Here is a 12,610-nt window from a genome sequence, read left to right on the forward strand (position 1 = left end):
TCGGGCGTGGATGGAGGCGAGCACGTGGCACGGGTCGGGAACGAAGAGGGGCGCTACCGGATGGTCTGGGCGGCGGGGGAACGCAGCGTCAGCGCCGACGACCCGGCGGCGCTGCTCGCCGAACTGATCGCGGGATACCAGGCAGTGCCGGAGGGGAGGCGCCGGGCGGTCCGCACGGAGCACGCCGAGCTGTCCCTGCGGCGGATCCAGCGGCGGGTGCTCGACGCCTACGACTCCTTCGACTGCGATTCGGAGGAGATGCAGGTCCTGCTCAACGACCGCGCCAACCGCAGGGTCCCGCAACGGTGGTCGGCCCCGGTGCCGCTGGTGCTGATCGACGCGCACTTCGCCGAGGCCGGCGCGGATCGCCCCCGCGAGGCGGGCGGGCGGATCATCTGGCTGGAGACCGAGGACGAGGAGTCCTACGTACGTTCGCTGGCCGTGGCCGGTGAGATCTTCCTGGTGATCCGGCAGGACGCCGTCGGTGCGGCAGCGGGTGGGCGTGGCCGCCCCGGCGTCGGGGCGGCGGTCGGATGACGGCGCCGGAGGTGCCGCGACCACGCACCGTGCGGCCGGGAGCCATCCCGAGACGGCGGGCGATCGTGGGTCGCGCGACGCAGTTGGACGCCCTCGACGCGGCCCGTGCGGCTGCCGCGACCGGTGGCGGGTTCGCACTGGTCCGGGGTCCGGCCGGCAGCGGCCGGACGTCGCTGCTGGAGGCGGCCGCGGGTGCCTGGCGTACTGCCGGGGTGGTGGTGCTCCGGGTGGCACCCGCCGCACCGGGCGACACCGCCGCAGGCTTCGCGGCGCTGCTGAACGCCGTTCGCGACCAGTACGAGCTGCTGGCCGACCCGCCCCTCGCCGGCCCGCTGAGCGCGCTCGGTGCGCTCTGCGACATGCCCGCCGGCGAGGATGCCGGACGTGGCATCGCTTTGGCCCAGCAGGCCGCCGCCGCGTTCGCCCTGATCGGCCGGCGGGGGCCGACGGTGCTGATCGCCGACGACGCCGGTCCCGCGCTGGCCCCTGCGCTGGCCGCCGCCGTCCGCGCCGGTTGCCTCGTCGTGGCCGCCGGAGGGCCCGGCGACGGCCGACTCGGCACGCTCGCCGACGTCGTGGTGGACCTGCCGCCGATGAGCGCCGAGGCGGTACGCGGAATGCTCGCCCGCCGGTACGCCGTGCCGCTCGACGACGCGGTGCCCTCAGCCCTGTCCACCGCGCTCGGGCCGCTGGCCGGGCACCCCGGCACGGTGCTGGAGGTCGCACACGAGTTGACCCGGACCGGGCGGCTCGCGGTCGTCCGGGGGCACCTGTGCCTGCTGGACCCGCACGCCCCGATCGCGCTGCCGACGGACCACAGCCTGCTTGCCACGCTGCGGGCGCGCGGCCCGGTCGCCGTCCGGCTGGCCACCATGGCCGCCGTCACCAGGTTCGGCGTCGACGACCTGCCGCTGTTCGCCGACGCCACCCGCGGGCGACTGTCCGACTACGGCTGGATCATCGACGAACTGATCGACGACGGACTGCTCGTCGCCGGGCCGCGGGACGGGATCGTTCCGCAGAGCCCGGCGCTCACCGCCCGCCTGATCGCCGATGCCGGCCCGGACGCGGTGGCCCGCCTGCACCGCGCCTGTGCCGCGGCGATGTTCCGCCGAGCCGCGTCCGGCCGGCCGGCGGACGGGGCGGCCCTGGCCGACCAGGTCACCTCGGCGGGCGTCGCCCTGCCGTTCGACAGGCGTACGGCGGTGACCCTCGCCGCCACGGCCGACGAGAACACCGACCGTGCGCCGGACCGGGCGGCGCACTGGCTGCGCGCCGCGCTCTGGCACGCCGGCGACGGGCGGGCCGGAGACGACATCCTCGCCCGGCTGCTGCGGCTGCTGGTGCGCACCGGCCAGGTCGCCCGCCTCGGCGAGGTGGTGGACACGGCCATCCAGCGGGGCCACGGCGCGTCGTCCCGGCACGCCGCGGACCTCGCGGCCGCCGCCGCGCTTGTCGCCGTGCACACCGGAGAGCCGGTGCCCACCACCATCCGGTCCGCTCTGCGGGGAGCACCGGCGGGCCAGGCGATCGTGGACCTCGCCGACTGGTGGCTCACGGGCGGACCGCCCGCGAAACCGCAGCCGGGGCCGGAGCCGGCGCCGGAGCGGGAGCCGGGGCCGCCGGTCGCCCTCGCCGACGCCGGAGCGCTGCTGCACCCGGCGGAACTCGGTGTCCTGGCCGACGCCGTCGGCCCCGGGCTGGCGGATGCCGGCCCGGCGACCGAGGAGTTGCTGCTGGCCGGCGAGACGGGGGACGTGGCCGCACTCCTGGGGCTGGTCCTGGGTCCGCACCGCTACGGCGTGCCGAAGGACGGGCTCCTGTCCGCGTACCACCGGTTGCACACCTGCCAGGCCGGCGGCGACCTCTCCGGCCTGCTCTCGGCCGCCCGCGAGCTCGACCTGACCGGCGCTGAGGCGCCCCTGCCGCGCTGTCTCGCCCGGCTCTGGGCGGCCGAGGCGCTCGGCCTGCTGGGTCGAGCCACGGAGGCGCCCTCCTGGCTGCGCTCGGTCCCGGAGGAACCGCCGTACGCGGCACTTCGGTGGTGGGCCGCGAACGGGCCGGCCGGGGAGGCCCAGACGGCGCAGGAGGCGGCCCGGCGGTTGGGAGACGGGCGGCGGGCGTACGAGAGCCACCGGCGCCACGGCAGCCGCATCGGCGTCGAGCACCTCCTGGTACGCGCGGCGGGTCTCGCGGCACGGTTCGGTCTCGGCGAGCAGATGGCCTGGTTGACGGCGGTGGTCGACGCCGACGCGGCCGAGCCTCGGCGTCGGGTCAGCAGGCAGACGACGCTGCTGGTCCAGGCGCTGTGCCGGAGTGACGCGAACGCCGCCGCACGCGGTGTCGATCTCGTCCGTGCCGGTGGGAACCGCCTCGCCCTCGCGTACGCCTGTCTGGCGCTCGGCCGGGTCGCCGAGGACCCTCGGCCGTGGCTCGTCGAGGCACAGGCGGTGGCGAAGACGATGACCTCTGGTTGGCTGCGGTCCGCCGTCGCCGCCGCGATGCGGGAGCGCGACGTCCGCCAGCCCCGCACCCGTACGCCCCGGACGGGGTTCAGCCCGGTGGAGACGCACATCATCGAGTTGATCGGTCACGGACGGACCAATCGGCAGATCGCGGCGCAGGTGCGGATCAGCGAGAAGACCGTCGAGAACCACCTGACCCGGCTCTTCGCGCGTACCGGCTGCCGCTCGCGTGTCGAACTGGCCGCGGTGAGCCTCACCACGGACATCCTCGGTCCGGCGTCGTGAGCGTCGCGGTGAACCTCCCGGTCGACCTCGACGGGCCCACCCTGACCGTGCTCACCGGTCCGGCCGGCATCGGTCGCACCCATGCCCTGCGCACGCTGCGCAACGCCGCCACGCGGGCCGGCAGACCCGTTCTCGACCTGCGGTTGGCGCCGGAGTGTCGGCACGACGCGGGATATCTCGCCGGGCGGATCCTCGCCGCGCTCATCCCGACCCCCACCCGGTTGGCCGCCGGTCGTGGCCACGCCCTCACCGGCGAGCCGCCAGCGCACGCACTCTCCCGCGCCCTGCGGCGACACCCCGGCCTGGTGCTCCTCGTCGACGACGCCCAGTGGGCCGACGCCGAGTCCGTCGAGGCCCTGCGCAACGTGTTGCACGAGGTGTACCCGGTGCCCGTACGGTGCGTCGCCACCCTGCGTTCCGACGCCGTCGGTGCCGACCCGGACCAGTCGGCCGCCTTCGACCGCCTGCGCCAGGGAGGGCTCGTGCGGATCGAGCGGCTGCGGCCGCTGTCCCGTGCCGACGTCGACGCGCTCGCCCGCCAGGCATTGCAGGCAACGCCACACGACTCCCTCTCGGCGCAGCTACACCGACTCGGCCGGGGTGTGCCCGCCGCGGTGCTGGCCGTCGTCGAGGGTTACCGGGCCGCGGCGGCCCTGCGGATCGTCGAGCGCCGCGCCTACCTGACCGATGCGGCAAGCACACCCCGGATCCCCGCCGAGCACGACCTCACCCGGCCGGTACGCCAGCTGGGCCCGGCCACCCACACGGTCGCCCGCGCCCTGGCAGTGCTCGAACCGTTGGGCAGGGCCGTCCCCGGGCTGATCGGACAGGCGCTCGACACCACACCGGAGCAGGTACACCGGCAGCTGGATGCCCTGCGCGCGGAGGGTTTCGTGCGGGAGCATCGGCGCGGCTGGCGGATCCGGGTGCCCGCGTTGGCACTGGCCCTGCGCGCGGGTCTCGGCCCCTACGAACGACGCCGGCTCGCGCAGGTGGCCGTCGAGGCGCTCTGGTCGGGCGCCGCCCGGTGCGCGGATCCGGCGTACCTGCCGGATCAGGTCGCCGCCGCCGGTGGCCTGGTCGACGCCGAGCGGGCGGCGGCGCTGCTGCGCCGGCACGCGGACGACGCGGGCGTACGCGCGCCCGCCGCGGCGGCACGCTGGTGGGCCGGTGCGGCCGACCTCAGCGGCGATCCCGCGGACCGCGCCGAGGCCCTGCTGGCCCGAGCCGTCGCCGAAGTCGGCATCGGCGGGTACACCGTCGCCCAGGCGCAGATGCGCCACCTGCTCGGCGAGTACGCCGACGCTCTGCCCGACGCCGCCCGGCAGGAGGCCGAACTGCTCGCCCTCGCCAGCGCGCGGGGCGCGCGTGCGGCGCCTGACGTACAGGCCATCGCGGCCGGCGAACCCTGGCTGCCCGAGGGTCCGGTGCCGACCCGGACGACCCGGGCCGCGGCGCTCTGTTTCCTGGACCGCTGGGCCGAGGCCGTGAGTCTGCTGCCGTCCGACCCGGCCCGCTCCGACAGCGAACTGCTGATCGGCACGCCGATCACCGCCGGCAGCGCCCCGGTGGCCGACGCTTCGGCTGGCGATCTCCCGGTGGTCGATGCCTCGGCCGGTGACGGCTCGGGCGGCGGCGTCCCGGTGGCCGGCGCTTCGGCTGGCGATCTCCCGGTGGGCGGCGCTTCGGCCGGTGACGGCTCGGGCCTCGGCGGGTCGGTTCGGGGCGCTGCCCGCCGACGTTTCGCGGACACCGTCGCGCGGGTCAGCCTGGCGGCGGTCGTCGGTGCGCTGGACCGGGCGGATCGTGAGCTGACGGCGGCCGGCCTGACGGTGGACGATCTGCCGCCGCCCGAGCGGTGTCTGGTCCACTGGCGCGCGGGCCGGTGGGACGCCGCGAACGACGCCGCGCTGCTCGGTATCGCAGCCGATCTCCCCGTGACCCGCCCGGTGGCACACAGCACCGTGCATCGGGCGGCGGCCGAGATACTGCTCGCCCGTGGTTGGCCGGTGCGGGCCCGCGCACTGCTCGACGCCGCCCGCGCCGACGCCGCCCCGTTGCCGTACCTGCTGGCACCCGTGGCGGCCGAGGCGGAGTGGATCCTCGGCGACGCGCGGGCCGCCGAACGCGTCGTGGGCGACGCCTTGGCCGCCGCCACCCGGCACGGGCTGGTCGTCGGCCTGGACGAACTCTGGCTGGTGGCCGCGGAACTCGCCACCGAACGCGGCGACGGCGAAGCGGCCCGCACCGCCGCCGCATCCGCCGTGACGGCGGCGGACCAGACCACCGCCATCGGCGCGCTGCGGGTCGCCACCGCCCATTTGATCGTTCGACCGGACCGGGTGCGGGCCGGGGACCTGGTGGCACTGGCCCGGGTCGTCGGTCAGCCCCACGAGGTGGCCAGGGCGATCGAGCGGGTGGTCCGCTGGACCGGTCGGAGTGTCGAGCTGCTGGGTGAGGCGTACGAGATCCTCGGCGACCTGGGTGCGATCCTGCACCGGTCCCGGGTCCGCCAGGCGATGCGCGACCATGGCATCACGGTGCCGGGACGGGCGCAGACCCTTGCCGAGGGCGAACGGTTGCTCGCCGCCCTGGTCGCGGAGGGACTGTCGAACCGACAGTTGGCAGCCGCCACGCAGAACAGCGCGAAGAGCATCGAGGGCCGGCTCACCCGACTGTTCAACCGCACCGGCTACCGGTCCCGGGTGGAGTTGGCCACGGCCGTGCTGCTCGGTGACTACCGCATCGGTTGAGGCCGCCACACGTCTGGTGCGGGCCGATGCCCGAGGAGGTTCGGCAGGTCCAGGTCGACTCCTCTCGCCCGCTGCCGCCAGCGCCCGCCGTCGGTGTGCAGCACCTGCTCCACCCGGGTGTCGTCGTAGGAGCCCGGCGGCAACAGCAGCGTCACACCGTCGGCCACCAACTCGGGCAGGCGCGACCGAATCGAGGTATGGGCGGCCAACGCGGCGGCGCTGGCCCGCGCGTCGATCGCCCGGCCCGCCGCCACCCGAAGACGTACCAACAGATATCCGTCGCGCACCGACGGTCGACCCTGGTGCAGTGGCAGGAAGTCGTCGGTCGGCTCGTCCCCGGGGGCCGGGATCAGGGCCCAGACGCCAGCCCTCCGCCCACCTGCGGGCCAACGCACCACGTCGTCCGGGAGACCGTCCGTGCCGTGTCGCGCCCCGGTGCAGCGCAGCACGATGTCATGTCCGGGTAGCGCGGTTTCCTCCTGTGGCCGCCCGGCGTCGTCGATGTCGTAGCCCGCCTGTAGCCGCGCCTGGTCGAGCCAGCCCGCCGGCAGCAGGAACTCGCCCGCCGCACCGGCGACGCGGTGACCCAGGTCCGCCGGTAGGTCACCGACCCGGTCCAGGTCCACCAGGCCGCCGGCCTCGACCCGCAGGCACAGCAGATGCTGGTACGGGTGGGCACGGGCGACGCGCTCGCCGTCGAGGTCGCCGACGAGGAACAGGTCGGCCGACGGCACACCCTCGACCGCGACCCGCCGCGGCGACCACGGGCTGGCCAGCCAGACCCACACGGGGTCGGCGTTCACCTCGGGGCGGTCCGGCAACCACCGCAGACCGTGTGGCCGGCTGCCGGGTGCGGGAACGGTCAGTGCGGGGCGCGGGCTCGGTGCCGGCAACACCCGCTCGGGCGGCGGCGCGGCTGCCGCCGGTGCGGCGGGCGACCGCTCGGCTGCCGCCGGTGCGGCGGGCGACCGCTCGGCTGCCGCCGGTGCGGCGGGTGACCGCTCGGCTGCCGCCGGCTCGGCGGGCGACGGTCCCGGCGCAGGTGTCGACGGCTCGTCCGCGCCCCGCCGACGCGGGATCAGCCAACCATCGTCGTTGCGCCACCGACCGGTCTCGGCCCGCAGATCCGCATCGGCGGCGCGCAACCAGCGCGCCGGGCGTCGCTGTTCGTCGACGGCGCGGGCCAGGCCGTCGCGGACCACGACGACGGCGCCGGGGGCCAGCGACCAGATCTCGACGCCGAGGTCCGACTCCAGAACGCTCAGGTGCTCCCGCAGGCCCTCGGTCCACTCGTCCGCCACCGGGGTCAGCAGTTGGAGGTCGGCACCCTGCCACCCGGCGTTCGTCAACAGTGCCCGCAGCTCGACCGCGCTCACCGCGAGGTGGCTGCCATCTGGGTAGCGCAGAGCGAGACGCCCCCCGTCGAGAATTGTCAGATCGACGAGCGTCATGCCCGGCTCGGCCGACAGGTCGGCGTACCGTTCGAGGAACGTGACCTCCGACGGCCGAACCGAGCTGATCAGCGCCACCCCGCCGGCGGCGCTGACCGTGGGCCCGCCACCGGGCACGAGCCGTCCGTCACGATCGGTCTCGAAGCGAGCGGCGCCCGGCGCGTGTGGGGGGCGGTATTCCCGCCAGCGGGTGACCGCGCCGGAGCGGTCCCGGGCGGCCAGGTCCAGGCAGCCGCGCAACAGCACTGCCTCGCCGCCGACCTCCGGGGCCCACACCGTCGCGCCGGTCGCCTCGGCCAGTGCCGTCACCTCGGTGTCGAGGCGCGCGCACTGTGCGGGATCGTCCGGCCAGCGCATCCACAGGCGCAGGTCACCGCCGTACAGGAACGTCGCGGACAGGGCTGCGGCCACGTCCTGCCCGGAGTGCCGGCCCGGTCCCTCCCCGGCGGCGTCCTGCCGGTACGTCGAGAGCCGGAACTGGCCGGCCCGAGTCGCGAGGGCGACCGTCACCAGGTCCGGATGACCGACACCGAGCCGGGCGGCAGCGGCCCGGCGTACGACGAAGTCCTCGCGGTTGGCGAACTCCAGGCCGCCCGCCAGCGGCAGTGTCGCCAGCCCGCTCCTCGGCAGCACCAGGCCGCCGGCCAGGTCGAACCATCCGGGCCGGGTGGTCTGGAGTGCGGTGGGCTGCACCAGGACCCAGTCGACCACCGCCCCGCTGACCCGGTCGACCGGGACCGCCTCGGCCGGTCCGGCAAGGCCCGGGCCGGTCCGGCGCCGCACGGTCGCTCCGGCGGGCGCGACCAGGACGTCGCAGCTCAGCGCGGTGGCGACCTGCCCGAACAGGGCCGCGTCACGGGCACCGTCGTCGACGAGGATGCGAAGGTCCCGTCCCGCGACTCCGAGCGCCCGCGCGCTTTCGGCAATCTCGTCCGCGGTCAGGGCCGTGCTGTCATCGGCTTGCCGGGCCAACCCGCCGTCCTCGGTGCGGGCCAGCACGAGGTCGCACAGACCGTCGACGGGTAGCGGCAGATCCATCGGGGAAACCTGCTCCGGGCCTGCCCCGAGCGTGCGCTGTCGGCTGGGTCGCAACGTAGTCCTCGCTCTGTGTCCCGCCTCGGGCCGGCACCGGCCGCGAGGCGTCCATTCTGGGCGTACGCCCGGCGCTGGGCCAGCTCACCGTCCGGTCTGGGCCGCGACCGGTGGACCCAGCCGCAACGACCACCGTGCCGCGGGTCCCGCGCCGACGACAATCGGTACGGTTCGTTGGGGGCTGTGCGACAGGGCGCGGAAGGGAGCCCACCGCGCCACGGCATCGGGGCCCGCGCACACCACCACCCGTACCCCCGCCGACGATTCCTCGGCTGCCAACTCGGCAACGGCGTCGACCCGGCGGCAACCGTCGGGTGCCGCGTCGCCGAGCACGTCACCGACCACCACCACGTCCGTGTCGGCGTCGAACTGGCCCAGCAGGGTCAGCGTGTGCCGGCGGCAGGCGGCCAGGTCACCCCCGAGGGTGAGCACGTCGGGGGCCACCGCGAGGTCGATCCACAGTCGACGCCCGTCCCGGTCGCCCAGCACGAGAGGCGCACTCGACGGTGGCGGTCGCTGCCCGTCGGTCAGCCACCCGTAGGGGGATCCCCAGCGAGCCGGTCGTGCGCCGACCAGCCGCACGGTCGCCCGGTCCGGGCCGCAGGTCAGATCCGTGACCAGGGTGGCGAACGGGTTGGGACGGGACAGCGGAAGAAGGCCGGCCGCCCGGACGTCGGGCACCGCCCGAGCCGGGGTGCGATCTGCGGCTCGCGGCGATGGGACCGCCACCGGCGGCGGGGCGGGTGGCGTGGTCGTGACCGCCACGAGCGGCCGGGTGGGCGGCTCGATCGCGACCGGGGGTGGCGTCACGAGGGCTGGCTTCGCGGGCGCCGGGGGAGGCGGTGGCTCCGCCGGCGGCTCGGTCATCGGTGCGGGCCGTGGATCCGGGGGAGTCGCCGTCGGGACGGGCCGGACCGGGCTGCTGGCCGGTGCGGCGCCGCCACGGGCGGGTCGATGCCGTGCACGGAGGGCCACGTGTGCCCAGAGCAGCAGGAGCACGGCGAGCGCGATCAACGCCACCCGCAGCCCGGTCGGGGACCAGAGGGCCGACAGCTGCGGCAGGGTGACTGTGGACGGTGCCGGCGGGTCGACGGGTGCGGTGGACGCGGTCGACGGCCGGGACGGTGACACCGCTGTCGGTGCTGGCGTCGGTGCCGGAAGGGCGCCGGTCTGGACGCCGGGGCCTGTCGCGTCCCGGGGCAGGACGAGGATCCAGCCGGGCTGCAGACTTGTCGCGTCGGTCAGCCGACGGCCGTCGGGTTGGAGTCGCCCCTCGTTGAGCGCGAAGATCTCCGGGGACCGATTGCCGTTGCCGAGTGTCTTCGCCGCGATCGCGAAGAGATACTCCCGTTGGCCGTCGACCGGAGGTCCGACGACGTAGTACTTGCCGGTCTCGCCCGGGGCGCGCAGCGTCGAGGTGGGTGCGGCGACGGCCGCCGGAGCGGTCACCTGTGTGCTGACGCCCAGCATGAGCAGGCAGAGGCCGAGCACCGCGAGCCGTCGTCTCATCGTGGCATCGTCCTTCGCCGGGGTCGTCGGGTGCTGCCGCGATCCAAGGATCGTCGGAGGAATGGTGAACCGGGGCGTGCCACCCGTCGTTCTCAGGATGTTCTCCCGAGATCGGAGGCGTTATGAGGGGAATTACACCGTATCCGCAGGGCCAGGGCAATATCGCCGACGCGTGCCGCGATGCCGCGGCCGGCATCAGTACGCAACTCGACCGGCTACGCGCCCACCTGGCGAGCCTCGACCCGACGCGCCTGCGGATGTCCGCCTCCCGTCGCGACGCCCTGCTGACCGGGTACGACATCTACGCCCGGATGCTCGACGACGCGCTTCACGACATCGCCGGTGACCTGCAGACGGAGGCCGACCTCCGGCCGGCCGATCTGGCGCTCGCCGCCGGTGGGTCCCGATGAGCGGCGCCGAGTGGGCACCGGTCCCCGACGGCGCGGGCGACCCGGCCGACCCGGGGCCGGCCATCAACGCGCTGGCCACCGATGTCGCCAGGCGGCTCGCCACGCTGCGCGAGCAGTTGGAGCCGACGCGGGCGCGGTGGGCCGACAGCCACGACTACCTCGATCCGGCGGAGGAGTGGGCCATCGCGACGGACGGTCTGCTCGGCCCGACCGGCGTGTTGGGCATCATCAGCGACGCGGTGCGGATCACCCTGCCGGACCTTGTCGGCACCAGGTGGTCCGAGCGTACGTCCGGCCTTTCCGCCGGGCACGGGGGATCGGCAGCGGGTGGCGACTGATGGCCGCTGCCGCCACCCCCCGCGGGGAGTGACCTCCCATGGTTACGTCCACCTGCGTCGACGCCACGATGCGGACAAGTGTCTGCATGCTCGTGCTCGGTCTGCTGTCCGAGGTGGAGAGACGCGACGTCGCCAGTCACCTGGACCACTGCGCGAGCTGCCGGGCCGAGCGGGAGGACATCGGCCACACCGTCGACACTCTCGGCCTGCTCAGCGCCGCACACGTACGACGCTTGATCGCCGATTTCGGGGCGGGTCCGGCCGAGCCGGACCGTACCCCTCCTGGTGATCACCTTTTCGGCGCACCCGGCGCCGCGCCGGCGCGGGACCGGCCCGCCCGCGCCGAGGCTCCGGTCGTGATCGTGCGCGAGACCCGTGCGGTGCCCCGTCCCGGCGTCCCCGACGACGTCCGTCCGGTGACCCGGGCCCACCCGCCCGGTGCGGCCGACCGGTACCGCGCCGGACCCGGTGAGGGTTTCCTGCCCCCACGACCCGCGACCGGCCCGTTGTCCCGTGGCCCGCACTCGCACCGCCGCCCCAGGCCACGCGGTCGGCGCATCGGTGGGGTGGTGGGCCTGACCGGCCTGCTCGCCGTCGCGCTCAGCACGACACTGCTCATCGAGCCCTGGAACGCCACTGACTCGCCCGGCCCGGTCGTGGCGGTGGCGACCACCGACGACGGCGTCAGCGGCGTGGAGTTCTCCGCGGTCCTCTACGACGACGACGGTCAGGTCAACCTGCGGGTCTCGACCGACGGTCTGGCGCCGGACGCGTCGTACCAGCTGTGGGCACGCACCACGGCGGGCGAGGAGTTGCTGCTCGGTCGGCTGAACGGCAACCCGGGCCGCGGCGGCTACGCCGGTGACGTCGCGGTGTCGGTGGACGACCTGAGCCAGCTCAGCGTCCGTCAGGTCGACGGCGGGGTTCTGGTGACGGCCGACGTGGTCAAGGGATCGCCGCGACCGGACGGGGGACCGGATCCGACGTGAGTCGAGCCGACGCGCGACCCGTCCAATCGCGACCGCACCGAGCCGCACCGACCGGTTCGATGTTTCGGCAGGTCAGCGTACGCAATGGGGTTCCGACGTCGAGCCGGTCCGCGAGGGTCTGCCAAGATTCCTCGGGAAAACCCCCACGAACACTGAACGCGGGTACCGATGCACTCGTTATCGCTGCCATGAACCAGGCCGCGGGGAACATGCTCTCGGGTGCGTCGTCGCCGGAGCCGACCTACGACGACGCGCTGCGGCTCGCCTATGAGACACATGGGCCGATTCTGCTCAACTACCTGCTGCGTCTCACGATGGGCAATCGTGGCCTTGCCGAGGACATCGTCCAGGAGACGCTTGTGCGTGCCTGGCACCATCCGGAGGCGCGGACGACCGAGGGTCAGTGGAGCCGGGGCTGGCTGTTCACCGTGGCCCGACGCATCGCCATCGACCACCTGAGGGCGGCCCGGGGCAGGCCGTCCGAGCAGCTCGACGAGCGCATCGAGGAGCGGCACGCCGCCGTGGACGACATCGACCGCCTGCTCAACGGCCGCGAGGTGCGTGACGCCGTGGCCAGGTTGCCCGAGCGGCTGCGCAGCGCGCTGATCGAGATCTACTTTCAGGAACACACGGTCGCCGAGGCCGCGCGCAACCTCTCCATCCCCGAGGGGACGGTCAAGTCACGGACCTTCTACGCGCTGCGGGCGCTGCGCGAGGATCTCGCCGGGCGGGGGTTCACCATCTGAGTGGCCCACCGGCAGAAGTTCCGAAGTTGGCCCGC

9 protein-coding genes are annotated in these 12,610 nt (G+C 74.8%); 7 read left to right on the forward strand and 2 right to left on the reverse strand.

What is annotated here, in order from left to right; translation table 11 throughout:
* The first annotated feature begins 24 nt into the window (after window positions 1-24).
* The 3 genes from ACPXBU_RS01305 (at window position 25) to ACPXBU_RS01315 (ending at window position 6,040) form a co-directional block, all read left to right on the forward strand.
* Window positions 25-537 carry a hypothetical protein gene (locus ACPXBU_RS01305; RefSeq protein WP_425755755.1) on the forward strand — a complete coding sequence of 171 codons (513 nt, stop codon included), beginning with the start codon at window positions 25-27 and terminating at the stop codon, window positions 535-537.
* Window positions 538-602: 65 nt separating this feature from the next.
* Window positions 603-3,287 (forward strand): LuxR C-terminal-related transcriptional regulator, encoded by a 2,685-nt coding sequence (locus ACPXBU_RS01310; RefSeq protein ID WP_425755756.1) that lies wholly within the window; start codon window positions 603-605, stop codon window positions 3,285-3,287.
* Complete coding sequence (locus tag ACPXBU_RS01315) at window positions 3,284-6,040, forward strand: AAA family ATPase (RefSeq protein WP_425755757.1); 2,757 nt, start codon at window positions 3,284-3,286, stop codon at window positions 6,038-6,040. The genes ACPXBU_RS01310 and ACPXBU_RS01315 overlap by 4 nt, the downstream gene beginning before the upstream one ends.
* Here ACPXBU_RS01315 and ACPXBU_RS01320 read toward each other — a convergent pair.
* Window positions 6,025-8,529, reverse strand: coding sequence for a hypothetical protein (locus ACPXBU_RS01320; protein WP_425755759.1), 2,505 nt, complete (start codon window positions 8,527-8,529; stop codon window positions 6,025-6,027). The two genes, ACPXBU_RS01315 and ACPXBU_RS01320, sit on opposite strands and share 16 nt — an antisense overlap.
* A 138-nt stretch (window positions 8,530-8,667) precedes the next feature.
* Entirely contained in the window at window positions 8,668-10,092 is a 1,425-nt protein-coding gene (locus ACPXBU_RS01325; RefSeq protein ID WP_425755761.1) for a hypothetical protein, read from the reverse strand.
* 122 nt (window positions 10,093-10,214) lie between these two features.
* Here ACPXBU_RS01325 and ACPXBU_RS01330 point away from each other — a divergent pair, with 122 nt between their 5' ends.
* From ACPXBU_RS01330 to ACPXBU_RS01345, 4 genes are all read left to right on the forward strand, one after another.
* On the forward strand, window positions 10,215-10,502 hold the full coding sequence (locus ACPXBU_RS01330) for a hypothetical protein (RefSeq protein ID WP_393368353.1): 288 nt from the start codon (window positions 10,215-10,217) through the stop codon (window positions 10,500-10,502).
* Window positions 10,499-10,840 carry a hypothetical protein gene (locus ACPXBU_RS01335; protein WP_393368355.1) on the forward strand — a complete coding sequence of 114 codons (342 nt, stop codon included), beginning with the start codon at window positions 10,499-10,501 and terminating at the stop codon, window positions 10,838-10,840. The genes ACPXBU_RS01330 and ACPXBU_RS01335 overlap by 4 nt, the downstream gene beginning before the upstream one ends.
* Before the next feature lie 38 nt (window positions 10,841-10,878).
* Window positions 10,879-11,829, forward strand: coding sequence for a hypothetical protein (locus tag ACPXBU_RS01340; protein ID WP_425755763.1), 951 nt, complete (start codon window positions 10,879-10,881; stop codon window positions 11,827-11,829).
* Between the two features lie 188 nt (window positions 11,830-12,017).
* Window positions 12,018-12,575, forward strand: a complete 558-nt coding sequence (locus ACPXBU_RS01345) for a sigma-70 family RNA polymerase sigma factor (RefSeq protein WP_425755765.1) — start codon at window positions 12,018-12,020, stop codon at window positions 12,573-12,575.
* The last annotated feature ends 35 nt before the right edge of the window (window positions 12,576-12,610 follow it).

Origin of the sequence: Micromonospora sp. DT231, from assembly GCF_049847025.1 — a bacterium.
Lineage (GTDB): Bacteria > Actinomycetota > Actinomycetes > Mycobacteriales > Micromonosporaceae > Micromonospora.